The following is a 21,999-nucleotide window of genomic DNA, read 5'->3' on the forward strand; positions in this document are numbered from 1 at the left end:
ATGAAAAAACTGGAGCAGAAGAAGATGGAGTGGGCAACAGGCACGCGTTTGCGTGCGATCGCAGCCGCGGCAAGCGTGGCGTTCGGTACGGCGGCGGCAGGGCACGCATACGCCCAGACGGCGCCGGCCGTGAACGCGGGCGCCGCGGCGTCGGCCAGCAGTGCGCAAAACGGCGCGACGACGAATCCGTCGACCGGCGCGCAAAACGGCACGCTGCCGGCGATCACCGTCAACGCGGCCTCGGCAGGAGACGGCACGGTCGGGCTCGTCGCGAAGCGCAGCACGACCGGCACCAAGACCGACACGCCGCTCAGCGAGATCCCGCAGACGATCAACGTCGTCACCGCGCAGCAGATCGAGATGACCGGCGCCACCGACGTGAACGCGGCGCTGCGCTACGTGCCGGGCTTCTCGTCGTACGGTTCGGACAACCGCTCCGACTGGTACGCGGCGCTGCGCGGCTTCACGCCGACCGCCTACGTGAACGGGCTGCAGGTGCCGAACACGATCAACCTCGCGAGCTGGCGCGTCGATCCGTACATGATCGACAGCATCAGCGTGCTGCGCGGGCCGACCTCGGTGCTGTACGGCGCGGGCGATCCGGGCGCGATCATCGACGTGCACACCAAGCTCGCCGACGGCGAGCGCGTGCGCGAAGCGGGCGTGCAGATCGGCAACTACGCGCGCAAGCAGTTCATGATCGACGTCGGCGACAAGCTCGACCCGGACGGCAAGTATGCGTACCGGTTCGTCGGCGTCGCACGCGACGGCAACGCGCTGACCGGCCCGAACAACGACCAGCGCGTCGCGCTCGCGCCGTCGTTCCGCTGGCGCCCGGACGCCGATACGTCGCTGACGCTGTCCGCGACCTACCTGCAGGACTGGGGCGACATCTCGTCGAACTTCCTGCCCGCGCAGGGCACGGTGCTGCCGAACCCGAACGGTCAGATCAACAAGGACATCTACGAAGGCGACGGCAACTTCAACTACTACCGCAAGAAGCAGTGGTCGATCGGTTACCAGTTCGAGCGCAACCTGACGCCGGCCTGGACGTTCCGTCAGAACACGCGCCTGATGCACCTGTCGCTCGACAATGCGTCGGTGTTCGCCAACGGCTTCGCCGGCGATAGCCTGACCGACGTATCGCGCTGGGCCGGCCTGTTCCAGATGAACTACAGCCGCTTCGACATCGACAACAACCTCGAGGGCCGCTTCGCGACGGGCCCGCTGCAGCATACGCTGCTGCTCGGCTTCCAGTACAACCGCCAAACCGCGACCGACAGCGAATGGCTCGCCGCCGCGCCGACGCTGAACCTCTACAACCCGGTGTATACGCCCGTCACGATGGGCGTGTTCTCGGATCCGGACGCCACGAGCCGCACCAACACGTACACGACGATGAACACGTTCGGGCTGTACGCGCAGGACCAGATCAAGTGGAACCGCTGGACGCTGACGCTCGGCGGCCGCGAGGACTGGGTCAACATGCGGCAGGACGACCGCGCGGCGGGCACGTCGACGAAGGCGGACGTCACGGCGTTCACCGGCCGCGTCGGCCTCACGTACCAGGGCGATTACGGGCTGTCGCCGTACATCAGCTACGCGACGTCGTTCAATCCGCTGATCGGCGTGAACCTGCTCGGCGGCGGGCTGCCGCAACCGACGCGCGGCAAGCAGATCGAAGCCGGCCTGCGCTGGCAGCCGCCCGGCAAGAACCTGATGCTGAACGCGGCGATCTACCAGATCAACCAGACCAACGGGATCACGCCGGCGCTGCCGAGCCAGGATCCGGGCGGCACGAAGTCGGTGCAGTCGGGCGAGGTGCGCTCGCGCGGGATCGAGCTGAGCGCGACCGGCAAGGTCACGCCGAACCTGTCGGTGGTCGCGTCCTATGTCTACCAGGACGTGAAGGTCATCCAGGCCAACGACGTCTCGCTGAACAACTGGCCGGTCGACATTCCGCGGCCGCGTCAGATGGCGTCGCTGTGGACCGACTGGACCTGGCACACGGGGCCGCTCGCCGGCTTCGGCCTCGGCGGCGGCATTCGCTACCAGAGCGCGTCGGCCGGTGCGGCCGACAACTCGCTGACGGTATCGAGCGTCACGCTGTTCGACGCGGGCGTGCATTACGACACGCGTAACTGGCGCTTCGCGGTGAACGGGACGAACCTGTTCAATCGCCACTACATCAGCGGTTGCCAGTCGATGAACGTCTGCATTTTCGGGACCGACCGCACCGTGATCGCGACCGCGAAATACAACTGGTGACGTCGCGCGCCGCGGCGCGCCGGCCGGCCTCGCGGCCGGTGCAGGTGGGCCGCGGCGCCGTCGTCCGCTTTTTCCACGACGCATCCATGCCGAAGAAAAATCTCGTCTACATCCAGTCGCTGCGCAACGGCGCGGCCGATCGCGCCGGCCAGCCGGTCGCTTATCGCGGCGGCACGCGCTACATGAAGGCGCCGCTCGAATTCCTCGTCGAGCGCCTGAACGATTCGCCGCTCGGCGAACGCTACACGCTCCAGGGCGTGATCGTCGACGACGACGAAGGCTCGCCTGCCGACCGCGCGAAAGTGGCCGACTACGGGTTCGCACGCACGCCGGGCCGCCCGTGGATCCTGCCGGAAGGCCTGACGGTGCAGGGCCGGCCGGTCGACCCGCTGTTCTGTTCGATCCCGTCGACGTACCGGCGGCTGCCGCGCGACGCACGTGAGCGCGTGGCCGGCAAACAGGCGTTCGAGCGCCGCCTGCTCGAGCGCCTGCTGGAACTCGACGCCGACATCGTCGTGCTCGACGGGCTGCTCGTGATCCTCGACGAACTCGTGCGGCCGGGCGCGCGTTTTCACCGGCGCATCGCGAACATCCACCCGGGCATCACGGCCGACGGTTCGCCGTACCAGCGGCGCGGCGCATGGGCGACGCTCGACGCGCTGCACGGTGCGCGCGGCGAACGCGTCGACTGGGCCACCGGCGCGACGTCGTCGATCGAACCCGTGACGATGACGGGTGCGTCGTTCCACTACGTCGACAACGGTATCGATTCCGGCGAGGTGATCTGCGACGTGCTCGACACGCCGATCGCGCCGGACGACACGATTCTCGAACTGCGCTGGAACAACTTCCAGCGCAGCCTGTTTCCGGCGCTCGAGCGCGGGCTGCACGTCCTCGCCGATCGCCATGACGCGGGAGCATGCTGATGCAAGACACGCTGACGAAACCGGCCGGCGCAGCCGACGCCGTCGAAGGTGAAGTGGCCGCGGCGCTCGACAGCGCCGCGCACGGGCAGGCGGCGGCCGTCGTCGAGCATGCGCTCGACGCGTGGCGGCCCGACGACGCGCCGGACGCGCTGCTCGCGACGTTCGTCGCGCTGTTCAACACCGACACGCGGCACGACGCGGCGACGATCTCGGTGCCGCTCGGCGGCGCCGATGCGACGGCCGTCGCATCGTACGTCGCGCGGGCGGTGCGCGAAGGCGTGATCGACGGCGCGCAGATCGCGGGCGACACGCTGCGGCTCACCGTGTCGCGCACGACGTTCTGGCAGAACCCGCGGCCGTGGCTGAAGGCGCCCGCGTCGGGCGGAATGCCGCTGCGCTACGCGATCACGAACGGCCATCGGCATCCGGTGCGGCCGCCGTCGCCGGCCGGCGAGATCTATGCGCGCAGCATGCCGCAGGTCGGGATGACGTTCAGTCTGCGCACCGTCGACATCGACGCCCACGCGGACCTGTTCAGCGGCTGGATGAACCTCGACCGCGTCGCGCATTTCTGGGACCAGCGCGGCACGCGCGACGAGCACGCGGCGTATCTGGCCGAACGGCTGGCCGATCCGCACATGCACCCGATGATCGGCTATTTCGACGACACGCCGTTCGGCTATTTCGAGTTCTACTGGGCGAAGGAGGACCGCCTCGCGCCGTTCTACGACGCGCACGACTACGATCGCGGGCTGCACCTGCTGATCGGCGATTCGCGTTTCCAGAGCGCCGGCAAGCTGCACGCATGGTGGAGCGGGGTGTTGCACTACATGTTCGTCGACGAACCGCGTACGCAGCGGCTCGTCGGCGAGCCGCGCGTCGATCACGTGCGGCATATCGCGTACATGCACCGGCTCGGGTTCTACACGCTGAAGGAATTCGATTTCCCGCACAAGCGCGCGGCGCTCACGGTGATCGAGCGCGATACGTTCTTCGACACCTTCCGGTTGCCGTAACGGGGCGGGGCGCGCGGCGTCGATGCGACGGCGTGCGCGGCCTTGCAACAGGTAGCAACCATGAGTTGCCACCACGACGACTTTCCGTCTGCCCGGTTGCCGTCGAATCGACTATCGTTGCCTGCATGTTCCCCATCGCACATCAGGAGACGACACCGTGACGCACAGCGTGATCCCCGCAGGCCTCGCCGACGAAATGATCGAGATCCGGCACCGCATCCACGCCCATCCCGAGCTGGGTTTCGAGGAATTCGCGACGAGCGATCTCGTCGCGGAGCAGTTGCAGTCGTGGGGCTACACCGTGCATCGCGGGCTCGGCGGCACCGGCGTCGTCGCCCAGTTGAAAGTCGGTGACGGCAAGCGGCGTCTCGGCCTGCGCGCCGACATGGACGCGCTGCCGATCCACGAAACGACGGGCCTGCCGTACCAGAGCACGATCGCGGGCAAGATGCACGCATGCGGCCACGACGGCCATACGGCGATGCTGCTCGCGGCTGCGAAGCACCTCGCGCGCGAACGCCGCTTCTCGGGCACGCTGAACCTGATTTTCCAGCCGGCCGAGGAAGGGCTCGGCGGCGCCAAGAAGATGCTCGACGAAGGGCTGTTCGAGCAATTCCCGTGTGACGCGATCTTCGCGATGCACAACATGCCGGGCTTCCCGACCGGCAAATTCGGCTTTCTGCCGGGCTCGTTCATGGCGTCGTCGGATACCGTCGTCATCGACGTGCAGGGCCGCGGCGGCCACGGCGCGGTGCCGCATCGGGCGATCGATCCGGTCGTCGTGTGCGCGCAGATCGTGCTGGCGCTGCAGACGATCGTGTCGCGCAACGTGTCGCCGCTCGACATGGCGATCATCACGGTCGGCGCGATCCACGCGGGCGAAGCGCCGAACGTGATCCCCGATCGCGCGCAGATGCGCCTGTCGGTGCGCGCGCTGAAGCCCGACGTGCGCGACCTGCTCGAAACGCGCATCAAGGAGGTCGTGCATGCGCAGGCGGCCGTGTTCGGCGCGAGCGCGACGATCGACTACCAGCGCCGCTATCCGGTGCTCGTGAACGATGCGGAGATGACGGCGTTCGCGCGCGGCGTTGCCCGTGAATGGGTCGGCGAAGCCAACCTGATCGACGGCATGGTGCCGCTCACCGGCAGCGAGGATTTCGCGTTCCTGCTCGAGAAGCGGCCGGGCTGCTACCTGATCATCGGCAACGGCGACGGGGAGGGCGGCTGCATGGTGCACAACCCCGGCTACGACTTCAACGATGCGGCGCTGCCGACCGGCGCGTCGTACTGGGTGAAGTTGGCCGAGGCGTTTTTGCTGTGACTGAGGACGCGAGACATGCGGCACCGGGCCGACTATCGGCCCCGCTTTGGAGGAGCGGAACGAGAAATGTACCAAAAATTGGTATATGATGGCCGCATCTAAAGGAGGTGACTCATGTCGCGAAACACATCCGTTTCCCTTGGCGATCACTTTGCAGAATTTGTCGATGCGCAGGTGCGATCGGGACGATATGGTTCCGCAAGTGACGTCGTGCGAGCCGGGTTGCGGCTCCTCGAATCACACGAAACGCAAATGCGTGCATTGCAGGAAGCATTGAAGGCGGGTGAAGGGTCGGGGACGCCCAAGCCCTTCGACAGCGAGGCCTTCCTGGCCCGCATGCGGGCCACGCATGGCGGTTAAAGGCAGACAACTTCGGCTGACCCCGTTGGCTGAATGCGATCTTGAAGACATTTGGCGCTATACCGCCGAGCATTGGTCGCCCGAGCAGGCAGAGCACTATTACCGCGATCTGATTGGCACCATGGAAGCGCTGGCGCGCGGCAAAAAAGCGGGGCGGATTTGCGTTGTTCGCGACGGATATTTTCGCTACCCCGCTGGTTCTCACGTTGTGTTCTATCGCGAAACGGATGAAACCATCGACGTCATCCGTGTCCTGCATCAACGGATGGACATCGAACGACATCTGTAGCCTCGCACGTCGGATGCCGTAATCGCTGCAAAGCGCTGCTCGATACCGACAGCATTGCGCCACGTCGACGCGGACACGGCACCGATCAGTCTAGAACGCTTCCCCACTGAACAACGCCACGACCGCATCCGGATTCGACGGCCAGTACATGTGCATGTACGTCGCGACGATCGCGCCGCTGCGATAGACGGCTTCGCCGCTGCCGGCCTTGCCATCGGGGCGGGCGGCGGTCGCGACCGGCACCAGCGGCGTTTCCAGCCGCGAATAGTGAAACGTATGTCCGCGCATCGGCCCGGTGCGCGTATCGAGTTGCTGCATGCCGAGCGCCGCGAACCGGCGCTGCATCGTCGCATGGCCCCGAAGCACGCCGAGCATCGGCGTCGTCAAGCCGTCCACGTCGGTCAGCGATTCGCACAGATACACCATCCCCCCGCATTCCGCGACGATCGGCCGGCCAGCGGCCGCATGCGCGCGAATCGTCCGTGCGGCCGCGGCATTCGCCGCCAGCGTCGCCGCATGCAGTTCCGGATAGCCGCCCGGCAAAAACAGCGCGTCGCAATCGTCAGGCACGGGTTCGTCGGCAAGCGGCGAGAAGAACCGCAGCACCGCACCGAGCGCATCGAGCAGCACAAGGTTCGCCGGATAGATGAACGAAAACGCTGCATCGCGCGCCACCGCGATCCGCTTGCCGGCCAACGCGCGCGACAGCGGCGCCGCAACGTCCGGTTCCGCGAACGCGACGGCAGGCGGCAATTCGGCGAGCGCGGTTTGCGCGAGCACATCGGCCGCGCGCTCGAGCCGCGCGTCGAGATCGTCGATGTCGGCCGGCTGATGCAGGCCGAGATGGCGCTCCGGCAGCGCGATGCCCGCATCGGCCGGCACGTGGCCGAGCCAGCGCAGATCCGCGGGCAGCGCCTGTTGCAGCAGCTCCGCGTGCCGCGCCGAGCCGACGCGGTTGGCCAGCACGCCGTGAAACGGCAGCTCCGGCCGGAACCGTGCGAGCCCGAACGCGATTGCCGCGAACGTCTGCGCCATCGCCTTCGCCGAAATCACCGCGACGACCGGCACGCCGAATGCGGCCGCGAGATCGGCGCTGCTCGGCGTGCCGTCGAACAAGCCCATCACGCCTTCGATCAGGATCAGGTCCGCGTCGCGCGCGGCGTCGGCGAGCAGCGCCCGGCAACCGGCCTCGCCGACCATCCCGAGGTCGAGCGCATGCACCGGCGCGCCGCTTGCCCGTTCGAGCAGCATCGGATCGAGGAAATCGGGCCCGGTCTTGAACACGCGTACGCGACGGCCGAGCCGGCGGTGCAGCCGCGCGAGGCCGGCCGTCACCGACGTCTTGCCCTGGCCGGACGCGGGCGCGCTGACGAACAGCGCGGGGCAGGCCGGCATGCTCAGAACTCCACGCCGCGCTGCGCCTTCACGCCTTGCTCCTTGTACGGATGCTTGACGAGCCGCATTTCGGTGACGAGGTCGGCCGCATCGATCAGCGCATCGGGCGCGTGCCGCCCGGTGACGACGACGTGCACCGACTCCGGACGCGCGACGAGCGTGGCGAGCACTTCGTCGAGCGGCAGGTATTCGTACTTGAGCACGGTGTTCAACTCGTCGAGGATCACCATCCGGTAGTCGCCGCTTTCGATCATCCGGCGCGCCTCGTCCCAGCCCTTGCGCGCGGTCGCGATGTCGGCGTCGCGGTTCTGCGTGTTCCACGTATAGCCGTCGCCCATCGTCACGAAATCGCATTCCGCGACCGCGCCGAGGAAGTCGCGCTCGGACGTATGCAGCGCCCCCTTGATGAACTGCACGACACCGAGCCGCATGCCGTGGCCGAGCACGCGCACGGCCATCCCGAACGCGGCCGTGCTCTTGCCCTTGCCGTTGCCGGTGTGGACGATCAGCAGGCCTTTCTCCTGGGTGGCGGCGGCCTGCTTTTTCTCGTGGCCGGCGCGGCGGCGTTCGGCCATCCGCTGATGGGATTCGGAATCGGTCTTCATCGGGAATCGTCCTGTCGAAAGCGAAACAAGGGTTTTCAGAGCGGGCCGGCGAGCGCGACCGTCACGCCGTCCCGGATGGATTTGGGGCCGAGCAGCCGGCCATGCGGCGCGGCGAGCTGCGCGCACGGCTCGGCCACGCCCGCGATGCCGAAGCGGGCCAGCGCGGCGTCCGACGGGCCGCTCGCGGCCAGTTCCGGACGACTCGCGAGTTGCGCCGCGTCGAACGCGACGAGCGGCCAGCCGCGGCGCGCGCACAGCGTGCGCAGCGCACGGGCGCGAGCCTTGTCGACGAGCGTCGCGACGAGCGCCGGTTCGGCGGCCGGATAGCGCGCGAGCGCGGCGCGGATCGCGGCATCGAGTTGCGCGGCCGTGACGCCGGCGCGAAAACCGACACCGAGCGCGACGCGCATCATGCGTGGCCGCCGAGCGCCGCACGCACCGCCGGATCGTCGGCGAGCGCCGCGACGCGGCCGATCACGACGATCGCCGGCGATCCGATGCCGGTTTCGCCGACGCGCGCGACGAGCGTATCGAGCGTCGCGTGGACGTGGCGCTGTTCGGGCCGCGTGGCGTTCTCGATTGCCGCGCACGGCGTGTCGCCGGGCAGGCCGCCGTCGCGCAACGCCGCGGCAATCGCGTCGAGCCGGCGGATGCCCATGTAGACCACGATCGTCATGCGTGTGGCCGCGAGCGCGCGCCAGTCGGGCTCGTCGGCCCCCGCGCCGTGGCCCGTGACGAAGATCACGCCCTGCGCGTCGCCGCGGTGCGTGACCGGGATGCCGAGCGCGGCCGGCGCGGCGATGCCCGCGGTGATGCCGTTGACGACTTCCACCGGAAAGCCCGCCGCGCCGAGCGCGATCAGCTCCTCGCCGCCGCGGCCGAACACGAACGGATCGCCGCCCTTGAGCCGTGCGACGCTGCGGCCCGCGCGCAGGTGCGCGAGCATCGCGGCGACGATCGTCTCCTGCGGCGTCGACGCATGGCCGCCACGCTTGCCGACGTGCTCGATCAGCGCATCGGCGCGCGCATGGCGCAGCACGTCGGGGTTCACGAGATCGTCGACGAGCAGCACGTCGGCCGCGCCGATCGCGCGTACGGCCCTGAGCGTCAGCAGATCGGCGTCGCCGGGGCCGGCGCCGACGAGCCAGGCGCGGCTCATCGCGCGCGGCACGGCGCGCACCGTGTCGAAACAGTGGAACAGGGAAGGCGGGCGGCGCATCGGCGGCCGGCGGACAGGCAGTGCATGGCGGATCGGGCGAAACCCGCGCGAACGCGGGGGAATGCGCACCCGGTCCGTCCCCCGCGGATCGGGCGTTCGGCGAGCAGCGCGCTCGCCCCTTGCGTCGGCCGGTATCCGGGCTGGCCGCTTGCCAGACCGCAGCCTTCCCGCCCGGTCGAAGGGCAGTGGCATCGCGGGCGGCCTGGGCGCACGCGCGAGGAAGCGCGCGGCGCGGGCGGCGTACCGTTGCGGGGACAGCACAGGCCGGGCGGATGTCCGCCTCCTGTTTCCCGTTTAACTGCATGCACCGAATGCGCATGCGAGCACCGAACGCGGCGCATACGATAGCACAGGCCTGCAACGCGCAAGCCGCCCGGCGGAGCGGCTGCGCGGGGCGCCGGCGCCGCCCGCGAGGTCAGAACTTGTATGCCGCCGTCAGCGTGAACGTGCGTGGCGCGCCGGGCACGATCTGCGCGAGGCCCGTCGCATTCGCGTAGTAGTCGCGATCGGCCAGGTTGACGGCCGCCAGCGTCACCTCGAGGTCGCGCGTGCGATAGCCGGCCTTGCCGTCCCAGCGAAGGTACGCGGGCAGTTCGAGCAGGTTGTCGCGATCGGCGTAACGCGCGCCCTCGTACACGACCCCGAGTTCGGCGAAAAACCCGCGCAGCGGCGCATGGCTGACGAACAGGCTGCCGTTCGACGCCGACACGCCCGCCGAGCGCTTGCCCGCATACTTCGGCTCGGCGTCGACCACCCGCGCGTGTTGCCAGCCGATGCCGCCGCGGACGAACCAGTCGCCCGTGAGCCGGCCGGCGACGCCCAGTTCCAGGCCACGATTGCGTTCGAGGCCGGTGAGGTCGAAAAAGCCCGGGCGAACCGGGTCGGCGATGCGGCGGTTGTACAGGTCGAGCTGAAACAGCGCGAGCGTCGTGCTCAGCGCGCCATCGCGCCAGTCGCTTTTCACGCCGATCTCGTATTGGCGCGTGTATTGCGGGCCGAGATCGTTGGCGTTGCCGCGCGCGTCGGGCGTGATGCCGATCAGGTCGCCGCCGACCGGCGCGAAGTTCTTGCTGTACGACGCATACAGGCTGTGCGCGCCGACCGGCGACCACACGACGCCGAGCCGCGGGCTCCATGCCGTCGTCGTGCGCCGCGCATGCAGACCGTTCAGCGCGTTGGTCGAATCGACGTCGAAACGTTCCGCGCGCAGGCCGCCGAGCAGCTTCCACGCTCGCCCGAGGTCGACGCGATCCTGCGCGAACAGCGCGTAGTCGCTGACACGGTGGCGGTTCATCGCGTACGGGCGCGGCGTCGAGCCGACGAGGGCGAAGCGATCCGGTCCGGTCACCGGAACCGGCGCCGCGTCGGCCTGCCAGAGCGCCGGCGTGCGCTTCTGCCAGCCGTATTCGATGCCGAACAGCAGGTGATGCAGCGCCGGACCGGTCGCGACCTTGCCGCCCAGTTCGACGCCGGTCTGCACGTTGAGCTGCGTCATGTCCTGCAGGTAACGTGCGCGTTGCACGCGCCGGTAGTCGCGCGGCTTCGCGACGTAGCTTTGCGTGACGTAGGTATTGTCGAAGGTGCTGCGCAAATCCAGCACGCCGAGCGTATGGCGCAATTCCCAGTCGCCGTCGAGCGCATGCGTGAAGACCGAGCGCCAGTTCATGGTCTCGTCGCGGATCGTGTCGCGGCCCGCCGCGCCGAAGAAGGTTGCGCGTGGTGCGGACGGCAGCGAGAACGCGAGCGGCTTGCCGGCCGCATCGACCGCGGCGACCGGCGCCGGCATGCCGCGATCGGGCACGCGTCGGTACGTGTCGTATTCGAACTGCAGCAGCCAGCTTCGCCGCGCGTCGTGCCACTTGATCGACGGCGCGACGAACTGACGCGTACCGTCGACGTGGTCGCGGAAGCTGCCGGCGTGTTCGCGTCCCGCATTGAGCCGCATGCTCCACGCGCTGGACAGCATCCGGTTGAGATCGACCGACGCGCCGAGCCGTCCGTAGCTGCCGGTCGTCGCCGACACATGTCCGAAGTTTTCCGGCAACGGCTGCTTGGTGATCCGGTTGATGACGCCGCCGCCGCTGCCGCGCCCGTACAGCGCGGCAGCCGGCCCCTTCAGCACCTCGACGCGTTCGATGTTGCCGAGGCTGCGTACGTATTGCGCATCGTCGCGCATGCCGTCGAGCAGCAAGTCGCCCGCGCTGGAAAAGCCGCGAATGCGGAACGAATCGAAGCGCGTGTCCGACGTATTCGACACACCGGGCACGCCGGCCAGTGCGTCGGCAAGCGTGCGGCCGCCATAGGACAGCGTTTCCTCGACCGAGACGCTGTCGATGGTTTGCGGTACGTCGCGCGGATCGCTCGCGGTGCGGGTCGCCGTGCTCACGCTTTCCGCACGCGGATCATTCGGATGACGGCGGCTGCGCACCTCGACCGCGGGCAGTTCGTCGTCGAACTCGGCCGCCGCGGCAGGGCAGGAAGCAACGCCGGCAATCGAGCACAGCGACAGGGCCAGCACAGGAAAACGCCGCCCGGATATCTGTCGTTTCGACATGGAAATTTGAGGATGACTGAGTGATTGCCTCACATGGCCGTTGCGCGGTGGTTCGTGTTGTTATCGGGTGAAGTTTATCTCGTGTAGTTGAAAACGACAATCATTCGCGTTCGTCGCCGGTCGCTCGCCTTGACGCTCCCCGCACCGCCGCCTACACTCGCACGCGTTTTGGTGCTCGCGCGCGCCGCTCCGGCGTGCGCAGTTAAACGGGAAACAGGGAGCCTGCCTGCGCCGCAGTCGAGCCAACCTGTGCTGCCCCCGCAACGGTAAGCGAACGCGTCGCGCGCAAGCGCCACGCAGCGCCGCTTCGCCGCATGCCGCGCGCATGCGGACGACCGCCACTGGATGCCGCGCGTATCCGGGAAGGCGAAGCGGCGTGTTCGTCAGCCCGGATACCGGCCTAAACGTTGGGGTTCAGCGCCGCGGGGAGGCGGCGCATCGTCCACGGCCGCCGCAGGCCCGACGCCCGGTGTTTCCCGCTGTTTGCCCCGATCCGCCCGCCGCGCGAACGCGCCCGGGCCGGCACGGCGAACGGCAGGCGACACGGGCTACGCACGCGGCAGCCGTGTTGGCATTCACGATGTCGACCGTTCGCAAGGAAGCACCATGTCCGATTCGTTGTCCCGCCCGCCGCGCGGCTGTCCGCGCGGATCACGCGGCGAGCTTCCCGCGCACCGCCCGCTGAATTGCCGCGTCGCCGCCGACGCGACGATCCCGTCCTGATTCCCTCTTCGACACCGGACCTACCATGACCCTACGCAAGCTGCCCGTCACGATCGTCACGGGCTTTCTCGGCAGCGGCAAGACGACGCTGATGCGCCACATCCTGCAGCACGCCGAAGGCCGCCGCATCGCGGTGATCGTCAACGAATTCGGCGAGCTCGGCATCGACGGCGAAATCCTCAAGGGCTGCGGGATCGGCTGCGACGATGCCGACGGCGCGCAGGGCGAGGCAACGGGCCAGCTGTACGAACTCGCGAACGGCTGCCTGTGCTGCACCGTGCAGGAAGAGTTCTATCCGGTGATGGAAGCGCTGGTCGAGCGCCGCGCGGACATCGATCACGTGCTGATCGAGACGTCGGGCCTCGCGCTGCCGAAGCCGCTCGTGCAGGCGTTCAACTGGCCGACGATCCGCAACAGCTTCACGGTCGACGCGGTCGTGACCGTCGTCGACGGGCCGGCCGCCGCGAGCGGCCAGTTCGCGGAAAACCCGCAGGCCGTCGACGCACAGCGCCGCGCCGATCCGAACCTCGACCACGAATCGCCGCTGCACGAACTGTTCGCCGATCAACTGTCGTCCGCCGATCTCGTGATCGTAAACAAGGCCGACCTCGTCGGCGACGCCGAGTTCGCGCAGATCGAAACCGCGATCCGCGACGAAACCCCGCCGCAGGTCAAGATCGTGCGCGCGACGCGCGGCGAGCTCGACCTCGCGCTGCTGCTCGGCCTCGAATCGGCGTCGGAGGAAACGATCCACCTGCGTCACGACCATCACGGCTCGGCCGACGACAACGATCACGATCACCATCACGACGATTTCGATTCGGTGGTGGTATCGGGCGACGCCGGCACGCGCGAATCGACGATCGCCGCGCTGCAACGTGTCGTCGAAGCGCACACGATTTACCGCGCGAAGGGCTTCGCCGCGCTGCCCGGCGCGCCGATGCGGCTCGTGATCCAGGGCGTCGGTCGCCGCTTCGACAGCTATTTCGACCGCCGCTGGCAGGACGGCGAAACCCGCGCGAGCCGCTTCGTGCTGATCGGCGAGGATCTCGACGCGGCCGCGCTGCAACGCGCGTTCGACGCCGCGTGCGCGGCCGAGCCGCAACAGGCGTAACGCACGATGCATCTGCTGCGCACCACGCCGGGCGGCTTCGTCGACGATACGCAGGGCGTCGTCCGGATCGACCAGCAGCCGGCCGACATCGTGATCCTGAGTTCGGCCGACACGACGCTGTCGCTGCTCGCGAGCGTCGTGCCGCACTTGCCCGAAGGGTTCCCGAGCGTGCGGCTCGCGAACGTCACGTTCCTGCGCCAGCCGGCGTCGGTCGATTTCTACGTCGACGACGTGCTGCGGCACGCGAAGACGGTCGTGATCGATCATCTCGGCGGCGAAGCGTACTGGCCGTACGGGATCGAGCAGGCCGTGTCGCTCGCGTCGAAGCGCGGGCAGCAGCTTGCGATGTTCTCGGGCGACCTGCAGGAGGACCCGAACCTCGTCGCGAAGAGCACGGTCAGGCCCGAGCTGTGCCGGCTGTGGTGGCGCTATCTGCGCGAAGGCGGCGTGCACAACGCCGACGCGCTGTTGCGCAGCATCGCGTTTCACACGTTCGGCTTCGGCGACGAACCCGAACCGCCGCGGCCGCTGCCCGCCGCCGCGCTGTATCACCCGGCGCGCGACCGCGCGAGCGTCGACGACTGGCGACCGCGCTGGACGCCCGGCGCGCCGGTCGTCGCGATTCTGTTCTATCGCGCGCACTGGCAGGCCGCCAACACGGCGGTGTTCGACGCGCTGGCCGACGCACTGATCGACCACGGGCTGAATCCGCTGCCGATCGCGGTGACGTCGCTGAAGGACGCGGTGAGCCGCGAGGTCATCACGCAGCTCTGCGACACGCACGGCGTCGCGCTCGTGCTGAATACCACCGCGTTCGCTGCCGGCGCGATCGACAGCCCCGAGCCCGACGTGCTGGCCGGCGACGCGCCGGTGCTGCAGGTGATCCTGTCCGGCGGCAATCGCGACGCGTGGGTGGCCGACAACCAGGGCCTGCACGCACGCGACATCGCGATGCACATCGCGCTGCCCGAAGTCGACGGGCGCATCGTCACGCGCGCGGTGAGCTTCAAGGGGCTCGCGTATCGCTGCCCGCATACCGAGGTCGACGTCGTGCGCTACCAGCCGGATGCGGAACGGATCGCGTTCGTCGCGGCGCTCGCGCGCGGCTGGTGCCGGCTGCGCACGCTCGATAACGCCGACAAGCGCATCGCGCTGATCCTCGCGAACTATCCGCAAAGCGAAGGGCGGATCGGCAACGGCGTCGGGCTCGATACGCCGGCCTCCGCGCTGCGCGTGCTCGCGGCGCTGCGCGACGCGGGCTACACGGTGGCCGACCTGCCGCCCGACGGCGACGCGCTGATCGCGCAACTCACCGAAGGCGTGACCAACGATCCCGCCGTGCGCACGCTGCGTCCCGCGTTTCAGAGTTACGCGCTGGCCGACTACGTCGCGCGTTTCGCGCGGCTGCCGGCCACCGTGCGGGATGCGCTAAACGCACGCTGGGGGCCGCCTGAAGCCGATCCGACGCTGAGGCAGCAGCGCTTCACGATCGCCGGCTGGCGCGCGGGCAACGTGTTCGTCGGCATCCAGCCGTCGCGCTCGCGCGGCGAGAACGACTACGCGAGCTACCACGATGCGGATCTCGTGCCGCCGCATGCGTATCTCGCGTTCTATTTCTGGCTGCGCGATGCGTATCGCGTCGACGCGGTCATCCATCTCGGCAAGCACGGCAATCTCGAATGGCTGCCGGGCAAGAGCGTCGCGCTGTCCGACGCGTGCTGGCCCGACCTGACGCTCGGGCCGCTGCCGCACCTGTATCCGTTCATCGTCAACGATCCGGGCGAGGGCAGCCAGGCGAAGCGCCGTGCGCAGGCCGTGATCGTCGATCACCTGATGCCGCCGCTCACGCGCGCGGAAAACTACGGCCCGCTGCAGGATCTCGAACGGCAGGTCGACGAATACTACGAAGCGCTGATGGTCGATGCGCGGCGCGCGAAGCTGTTGCGCAAGACGATCCTCGCGACGATCGCCGAGCATCGCCTGCACGACGAACTGAGCGTATCGCCGCCGCGCGATGCGGGCGACGAGGATGCACTGCTCACGCGGGTCGACGCGTGGCTGTGCGAGTTGAAGGAAGCGCAGATTCGCGACGGGCTGCACGTGTTCGGCGCGTCGCCGGTCGCGCGCCAGCGGCGCGACACGCTGCTCGCGCTCGCACGCTTTCCGGTCGGCGACGGCAAGGGCGAACGCGCCGGGCTGATCGGCGCACTCGCGCGCGATCTCGCGCTCGGCGACGCTTTCGATCCGCTCGCGGCCGACTGGGCCGCGCCGTGGACCGGGCCGCGGCCGGCCGTCCTGCAAACGCTCGACGCGTCGCCGTGGCGGCATGCGGGCGATACGCGCGAGCGGCTCGAACGGCTTGCGCAGCATTGGCTCGACGCCGTGTGCGGAGCCGCGTCCGACGAACCCGGTATCGACATGCCGCCGCCCGGCGCATGGCGGCATACGCTCGCGGTGCTCGAACGCGTGCGCACGATGCTGCTGCCCGCCCTCGACGCGTGCGGCGGCGAGGAAATGCGTCAGCTGCTGCGCGGGCTCGACGGCCGCTTCGTGCCGCCGGGGCCGAGCGGTTCACCGTCGCGTGGCCGTCCCGACGTGCTGCCCACCGGCCGCAACTTCTACTCGGTCGATACGCGCGCGGTGCCGACGCAGGCCGCGTGGTCGCTCGGGTTGAAATCCGCGCAGCAGCTGATCGAGCGTCATCTGCAGGATCACGGCGACTATCCGCGCGCGATCGGGCTGTCGGTGTGGGGGACGGCGACGATGCGCACCGGCGGCGACGACATCGCGCAGGCGTTCGCGCTGATCGGCGTGCGCCCGAAATGGGCGCACGGCAGCCATCGCGTGACCGACTTCGAGATCCTGCCGATCGAGATCTTCGACCGGCCGCGCATCGACGTGACGCTGCGCGTGTCGGGCTTCTTCCGCGACGCGTTCCCGAACCTGATGCACCTGTTCGACGCGGCCGTGCAGGCCGTTGCCGCGCTCGACGAACCCGAAGCGTTGAACCCGATTCGCGCACGCATCGAGCGCGAACGCGGGAAGTGGATCGCGCAGGGCGTGGCGCCCGACGAAGCGCGCCGGCGCGCCGGCTGGCGCGTGTTCGGCGCGCGGCCGGGCAGCTACGGCGCGGGCCTGCAGGACCTGATCGACCAGCGCCGCTGGCAGACCGACGCCGATCTCGCGGACGCCTATCGTCAATGGGGCGGCCATGCGTACGCGCAAAACAGCGCGGGCGACGCCGCGGCCGACGTGTTCGGCGAGCGGCTGGCGACGATCGACGTCGTCGTGCAGAACCAGGACAGCCGCGAGCACGACATCCTCGATTCGAACGACTACTACCAGTTCCAGGGTGGGATGACGGCGGCCGTGCGGCACCTGTCCGGGCAGCAGCCGAGCATCTACCACGGCGACCATGCGAACCCGGTCGCGCCGAAGATGCGCACGCTGCGCGAGGAGATCGCCCGCGTGATCCGCTCGCGCGTCGTCAACCCGAAATGGCTCGACGGCGTGAAGCGTCACGGCTACAAGGGCGCGGCCGAACTCGCGGCGACCGTCGACTACCTGTACGGCTATGACGCGACCGCGCGCGTGCTGTCCGATCACCAGTACGCGCTCGTCGCCGACGCGTACCTGTTCGACGACGCCACCCGCGCGTTCCTCGAACGGCACAACCCGAAGGCGCTGCACGGCATCTGCGAACGCTTCGTCGAAGCGATGCAGCGCGGGCTGTGGCAGCAGCCGGGCCCCTATCGCGAGCGGATCGAAGCGGTCTGGCTCGCCAGCGAACAACGCCAGGAAGGAGGACGGCGATGACCGATCCGACGACGCCCCGCGCCCGCGCGGTTTTTCCGTTTGCGGCGCTCGTCGCGCAGGACGCGTTGCAGCAGGCGCTGCTGCTGGCCGCGATCGACCCGTCGCTCGGCGGCGTGCTCGTCAGCGGCCCGCGTGGCACCGCGAAATCGACGGCCGCGCGCGGCCTCGCCGAGTTGCTGCCGGAAGGGCAGTTCGTCACGCTGCCGCTGTCGGCGAGCGACGAGCAGGTGACGGGCACGCTCGATCTCGCGCATGCGCTGGCCGAAAACGGCGTGCGCTTCCGGCCCGGCCTGCTGGCGCGCGCGCATCTCGGCGTGCTGTACGTCGACGAAGTGAACCTGCTCGCCGACGGGCTCGTCGATACGCTGCTCGACGTCGCCGCGAGCGGCGTGAACATCGTCGAGCGCGATGGCGTGTCGCACGCGCACGATGCGCGTTTCGTGCTGGTCGGCACGATGAATCCCGAGGAGGGCGAGCTGCGCCCGCAGTTGCTCGACCGCTTCGGGCTGATGGTCGAGCTCGAGAACTGCTTCGACGCCGCCCAGCGCGAGCGGATCGTGAAGGCGCGGCTTGCGTTCGATCTCGATCCGGATGCGTTTCGCGCGCGTCATGCGGCGGCCCAGCGGACGCTCGCGGACCGGATTCATGCGGCGCGCGGGCGGCTGCCGGCGCTGGATTTCGACGATGCGGTCCATGCGCGCGTCAGCGCGCTGTGCATCGACGCGGCCGTCGACGGGTTGCGGGCCGATCTCGTGATGCTGCGCGCCGCGCGCGCGCTGGCCGCGCTGGAGCAGGCCGACGCGGTGACGGTGTCGCATGTGGCGCGCGTGGCCGAAGCCGTGCTGCGGCACCGGCGCCACGCGGGGCCGCCGTCGTCGCCCCCATCGTCGCAGCACGATGACGAACGCGACGATCGTTCGCCGCCGAACCCGCGCCAGCGGCCCGACGACCGGCCGGGCGAGACCGGCGACACGAAAGGCGATGCGTCCGCATCGCAGGGCGACTGGGGCTACCTGCCGCCCGAACCGGCCGGGCTGCGCGACGTGAAAAGCGTGGTGCCGCTGCCGCTAAAAAAACGCTGAGCCATCGAGCCGGCGCCGCCGCGAACGCGATTCGCGGTCCTCGATGGCAGTCAGGCGCAGCCGCACTCGTGCCGGGCACGGTGCGCGCCGGCACGGCCGTCGCGTGGCCGGCGACGCTCGCCGCGAAACGCGGCGGCCCGCTGCATCGCGAGCATCTGCGGTTCGGGAAACGCGCGGGCACGCCGCGTGCGCTGCATTGTTTCGTGCTCGACTGTTCGGCGTCGATGTTGTCGCACGAGCGGCTCGCGCTCGCGAAGGGGCTGATCGTCGCGTATTTCGATCAGGCCGCGCGGGCGCGGGTCGAAACCGCGCTGATCTGCTTCGGCGGTCAAGGTGCCGCGCGGCGCTTCGGCCCGGCCGTGCCGCGCTGGTGGAACGCGCGCTGGCTCGAGCCGGTCGACGGCGGCGGCGGCACGCCACTCGCGGACGGCATCGCGGCCGCCGCACGCTTGCTGGCCAGCGCTGCGCGCCGCGAGCCCGGCAAGCAGCGCTGGCTGTGGGTGCTGTCCGACGGGCGCACGCGCGAGATGCCGGCCAGGCCGGCGGCGGCCGATCACGTCGTGTTCGTCGACTTCGACGACGCGGCCGTGCGGATCGGGCAGGGCGCGCGGCTCGCCGCGGCGTGGGGCGCGCAGTGGGTGACGGCCGACGCGCTTTGCACGGATCGCGCCGGCTGATGGCCGGCCGGCGGTGCGCTATGATCGCCGCTTCTGCTTCTGTCCACTGGAAACCCCCGCCATGCAAGTACTGGTCGATGCCGACGCGTGTCCCGCCGTCATCAAGGACATGCTGTTCCGCGCCGCGCGTCGTGCCGAGATCTGCGTGACGCTGGTCGCGAACCAGTTTCTGCGCACGCCGCCGTCGCCGTTCATCAAGGCCGTGCAGGTGCCGGCCGGCTTCGACGTGGCCGACGCGCGCATCGTCGAGCTGGCGGAGCCCGGCGATCTCGTGATCACCGCCGACATCCCGCTGGCCGCCGCCGTGCTCGACAAGGGCGCGCATGCGCTCGACCCGCGCGGCAACTGGTTCAGCCGCGAAAACATCGAGGAGCGCCTGTCGACGCGCGCGATGATGGACCAGTTGCGCAGCGCCGGCATCGACACGGGCGGGCCGGCGCCGTTCAGCGCGCGCGACGGCAAGACGTTCGCGTCGCAGCTCGACCGGTTCCTGGCGCGGCACGGCAAGCCGTAACGGCACACGTCGGCGCCCGGCCAGGATGCAGGTTCGCGCCGACGCTGCTATCGTGGGGCGAGAACCCCAACACAGGAGCGCATGCGTGTCACCCACCCAACTTCTCGTTCCGACCTACACCCAGATGCTGCGCGCGCAGTCCGCGTGGCTCGACAAGGCCGTCGCACACCGGCAGGCCGCCGGCGACGACCCCGACGCGGCGATGACGCTGAGGCTGGCGCCCGACATGTATCCGCTCGCCGCCCAGGTGCGCTTCTCGTGTTTCCAGGCGATGGAGCCGGTTCACCGGCTGCGCGGCGAACCGCTGCCGGCGGCGTTGCTGGCCTTGCGCGAGGCGGGCTGGAATGCGGATGCGCAACCCGGTTCGCCGGCCGATGCGCAGGCGATCATCGCCGGCACGCTCGCCTTTCTCGGCGAACTCGCCCCCGATGCGCTCGATGGCGGCGCAGCGCTGCCGATCGCGCTCGAACTGCCGAACGGGATCGCGTTCGACATGACGGGCGAACAGTACGCGCGCGACTGGGCGCTGCCGCAGTTCTACTTCCACGCGATCGCCGCGTACGCGATCCTGCGCCATCACGGTGTCGAGCTCGGCAAGGCCGATTACGTGCCGCACATGCTCGCGTACGTGCGGCCGGGCACGATTCCGCAAGGTTGAGCCCCCTCGGGCGCCGCGCAGCGACATGACACGGGCACTGTTCATCTGCAGCCGCAACCGGCTGCGCAGCCCGACGGCCGAAGCGGTGTTCGCCGCGTGGCCCGGCATCGACACCGACTCCGCGGGCCTCGCGCCCGATGCGGACGTGCGGCTCTCGGCCGAGCAACTCGATTGGGCGGACATCGTGTTCGTGATGGAGCGTGCGCACAAGGCGCGACTGTCGGCGCAATTCGGCGCGCATCTGAAGCACCGGAAGATCGTCTGCCTCGACATTCCCGCTCGCTACGCGTTCATGCAGCCCGAACTCGTCGCGCTGCTCGAACGCAAGGCCGGCCCGTTCCTGCGCGCGTAGTCGCCGCAATCGGAGCCCGAGCCGGCGTCGACCTCAGCGAAGCGGCCCGCTCGCGAACGCCGAAAAACAGTCGAGCCGCAGCAGCTCGATGATCTTGCGCGTCGGCACGCTCGCCCGCAGCGTGTCGAGCCGGTCGATGGTGAACCACTTGCAGCGGGCGATCTCGTTGCTCGCCCGCGGCGTCAGGTGTGCCGGCACGTCGGCCACGAACACGTGATGCAGCTTCGTCAGCCCGCCGAACTGCACCGCGTAGTCGAGCGCGAGCCCCTCCAGCCGCGTCTCCTCCGCGAGTTCCCGCCGCGCGGCCTCGAGCGGCGTCTCGCCGCGCCGGATCGTGCCGCCGGGCAGCGACCAGCGCGCCGCGGTGCGGGCGACCAGCAGCACGCTGCTGCGCTGGCGGCACACGATCGTGGCGCGTTCCTTGATGACGGCGACGGTATCCGGCCCGATGCTCATGTTCGGCAAAACAGGTACTGAATCGTGGAGAAAAAGGCGCGTCGGCCGCGCGAGGGTCGGCGGCCGGCTGCCACGGCATGCACGCCGCCGCGCCGATGTTACCGGCCGTTCGTGACAGTTGCGTGCACCGCGGTCGCGCCACGGGCGACGGCTCACGCGTGCGTATGGATCCCGCTGCGCGCAGGCCTCGCGTGGCGCGAATGACGGCGCTTGTGAACGGCACGCCGGTGATGCGGCGACGGCGCAGTGACGTGCCGGCGTGCGGGCGCGGGCCGGGCCACCGGCGCGGCAGCATGCGGCGCGGCGCCCGATACCCCGGTTTGTCCCTCGCCGAAGTGGAAAGTCTGGTTTTGCGCGTGCGCGATGCCCAGCGTCGATGCGAGCAGGAAGGCCGCCAGCCACAACCGTTTCATGAATATTCCGCCTCGTTACTGATGGGGGTGAACGTTGCCCGCCAGCTTAGCGAACGGCGGGGCGCCCCCGCAACCGCCCGCGTTCGGTGTCGTCCCCCCTTGCGCGCGACGACGTTCTCCGCGCGGCAGCCGGGTCCCATCCGGGCTTGACAACATAATTCCTGAGTGTGAATATAAATTCACATACAAGAATTATTCGCCGAATCCGGAGAAGCCCAGCGCCAGTGCCGGGCCGCCGGAA

20 protein-coding genes and 2 riboswitches are annotated in these 21,999 nt (G+C 69.4%); of the genes, 13 read left to right on the forward strand and 7 right to left on the reverse strand.

The window, feature by feature from the left end:
• From KU887_RS08715 to KU887_RS08740, 6 genes are all read left to right on the forward strand, one after another.
• Positions 1-2,268: a TonB-dependent siderophore receptor gene (locus KU887_RS08715; RefSeq protein ID WP_062910647.1), complete on the forward strand. Its 2,268-nt coding sequence runs from the start codon at positions 1-3 to the stop codon at positions 2,266-2,268.
• Positions 2,269-2,354: 86 nt separating this feature from the next.
• Entirely contained in the window at positions 2,355-3,194 is an 840-nt protein-coding gene (locus KU887_RS08720) for a N(5)-hydroxyornithine transformylase PvdF (RefSeq protein WP_058902265.1), read from the forward strand.
• Entirely contained in the window at positions 3,194-4,210 is a 1,017-nt protein-coding gene (locus tag KU887_RS08725) for a GNAT family N-acetyltransferase (protein ID WP_034201946.1), read from the forward strand. Before KU887_RS08720 ends, KU887_RS08725 begins: the two co-directional genes overlap by 1 nt.
• A 157-nt stretch (positions 4,211-4,367) precedes the next feature.
• Positions 4,368-5,531: a M20 aminoacylase family protein gene (locus tag KU887_RS08730; RefSeq protein WP_006486051.1), complete on the forward strand. Its 1,164-nt coding sequence runs from the start codon at positions 4,368-4,370 to the stop codon at positions 5,529-5,531.
• A 114-nt stretch (positions 5,532-5,645) separates the two neighbouring features.
• Positions 5,646-5,891 (forward strand): type II toxin-antitoxin system ParD family antitoxin, encoded by a 246-nt coding sequence (locus KU887_RS08735; protein ID WP_021033199.1) that lies wholly within the window; start codon positions 5,646-5,648, stop codon positions 5,889-5,891.
• Positions 5,881-6,180, forward strand: coding sequence for a type II toxin-antitoxin system RelE/ParE family toxin (locus tag KU887_RS08740; RefSeq protein ID WP_021033200.1), 300 nt, complete (start codon positions 5,881-5,883; stop codon positions 6,178-6,180). The genes KU887_RS08735 and KU887_RS08740 overlap by 11 nt, the downstream gene beginning before the upstream one ends.
• 90 nt (positions 6,181-6,270) lie before the next feature.
• On the opposite strand, the gene KU887_RS08745 is transcribed toward KU887_RS08740, so the two are convergent.
• The 5 genes from KU887_RS08745 to KU887_RS08765 form a co-directional block, all read right to left on the reverse strand.
• On the reverse strand, positions 6,271-7,575 hold the full coding sequence (locus tag KU887_RS08745; RefSeq protein WP_058901452.1) for a cobyrinate a,c-diamide synthase: 1,305 nt from the start codon (positions 7,573-7,575) through the stop codon (positions 6,271-6,273).
• A gap of 2 nt (positions 7,576-7,577) precedes the next feature.
• Positions 7,578-8,180: a cob(I)yrinic acid a,c-diamide adenosyltransferase gene (gene cobO / locus KU887_RS08750; protein WP_006476035.1), complete on the reverse strand. Its 603-nt coding sequence runs from the start codon at positions 8,178-8,180 to the stop codon at positions 7,578-7,580.
• A gap of 35 nt (positions 8,181-8,215) precedes the next feature.
• Entirely contained in the window at positions 8,216-8,593 is a 378-nt protein-coding gene (locus tag KU887_RS08755) for a cobalamin biosynthesis protein (protein WP_006496449.1), read from the reverse strand.
• Entirely contained in the window at positions 8,590-9,399 is an 810-nt protein-coding gene (gene cobA / locus KU887_RS08760) for a uroporphyrinogen-III C-methyltransferase (RefSeq protein WP_375167898.1), read from the reverse strand. Before cobA ends, KU887_RS08755 begins: the two co-directional genes overlap by 4 nt.
• A 108-nt stretch (positions 9,400-9,507) precedes the next feature.
• Positions 9,508-9,745, reverse strand: a riboswitch (cobalamin riboswitch).
• A gap of 69 nt (positions 9,746-9,814) precedes the next feature.
• Positions 9,815-11,953 (reverse strand): TonB-dependent siderophore receptor, encoded by a 2,139-nt coding sequence (locus KU887_RS08765; protein WP_052106065.1) that lies wholly within the window; start codon positions 11,951-11,953, stop codon positions 9,815-9,817.
• A gap of 152 nt (positions 11,954-12,105) precedes the next feature.
• Positions 12,106-12,372, forward strand: a riboswitch (cobalamin riboswitch).
• Positions 12,373-12,701: 329 nt separating this feature from the next.
• On the opposite strand from KU887_RS08765, the gene cobW reads away from it, so the two are divergent.
• From cobW to KU887_RS08800, 7 genes are all read left to right on the forward strand, one after another.
• Positions 12,702-13,790, forward strand: a complete 1,089-nt coding sequence (gene cobW, locus KU887_RS08770) for a cobalamin biosynthesis protein CobW (protein ID WP_060268068.1) — start codon at positions 12,702-12,704, stop codon at positions 13,788-13,790.
• 6 nt (positions 13,791-13,796) lie between these two features.
• The gene (gene cobN / locus KU887_RS08775; RefSeq protein WP_212246586.1) at positions 13,797-17,606 is read left to right on the forward strand and encodes a cobaltochelatase subunit CobN; all 3,810 of its coding nucleotides are present in this window, start codon (positions 13,797-13,799) and stop codon (positions 17,604-17,606) included.
• Entirely contained in the window at positions 17,603-18,688 is a 1,086-nt protein-coding gene (locus KU887_RS08780; protein WP_060268071.1) for an ATP-binding protein, read from the forward strand. Before cobN ends, KU887_RS08780 begins: the two co-directional genes overlap by 4 nt.
• Positions 18,689-18,756: 68 nt before the next feature.
• Positions 18,757-19,365, forward strand: a complete 609-nt coding sequence (locus tag KU887_RS08785) for a VWA domain-containing protein (protein ID WP_060268074.1) — start codon at positions 18,757-18,759, stop codon at positions 19,363-19,365.
• A gap of 61 nt (positions 19,366-19,426) precedes the next feature.
• Positions 19,427-19,879, forward strand: coding sequence for a YaiI/YqxD family protein (locus tag KU887_RS08790; protein ID WP_006492939.1), 453 nt, complete (start codon positions 19,427-19,429; stop codon positions 19,877-19,879).
• 25 nt (positions 19,880-19,904) lie between these two features.
• On the forward strand, positions 19,905-20,537 hold the full coding sequence (locus KU887_RS08795; RefSeq protein WP_020979853.1) for a DUF1993 family protein: 633 nt from the start codon (positions 19,905-19,907) through the stop codon (positions 20,535-20,537).
• A gap of 25 nt (positions 20,538-20,562) precedes the next feature.
• On the forward strand, positions 20,563-20,889 hold the full coding sequence (locus tag KU887_RS08800) for a low molecular weight protein tyrosine phosphatase family protein (RefSeq protein WP_112750235.1): 327 nt from the start codon (positions 20,563-20,565) through the stop codon (positions 20,887-20,889).
• Positions 20,890-20,922: 33 nt separating this feature from the next.
• On the opposite strand, the gene KU887_RS08805 is transcribed toward KU887_RS08800, so the two are convergent.
• Together KU887_RS08805 and KU887_RS08810 are read right to left on the reverse strand one after the other, a co-directional pair.
• Complete coding sequence (locus KU887_RS08805) at positions 20,923-21,345, reverse strand: NUDIX hydrolase (RefSeq protein WP_034178420.1); 423 nt, start codon at positions 21,343-21,345, stop codon at positions 20,923-20,925.
• Positions 21,346-21,497: 152 nt separating this feature from the next.
• Positions 21,498-21,758 (reverse strand): hypothetical protein, encoded by a 261-nt coding sequence (locus KU887_RS08810; protein WP_006492940.1) that lies wholly within the window; start codon positions 21,756-21,758, stop codon positions 21,498-21,500.
• Positions 21,759-21,999: the final 241 nt, after the last annotated feature.

It is taken from the genome of Burkholderia sp. EMB26 (assembly GCF_024730645.1).
GTDB classification, from domain to species: Bacteria; Pseudomonadota; Gammaproteobacteria; order Burkholderiales; family Burkholderiaceae; genus Burkholderia; species Burkholderia cenocepacia.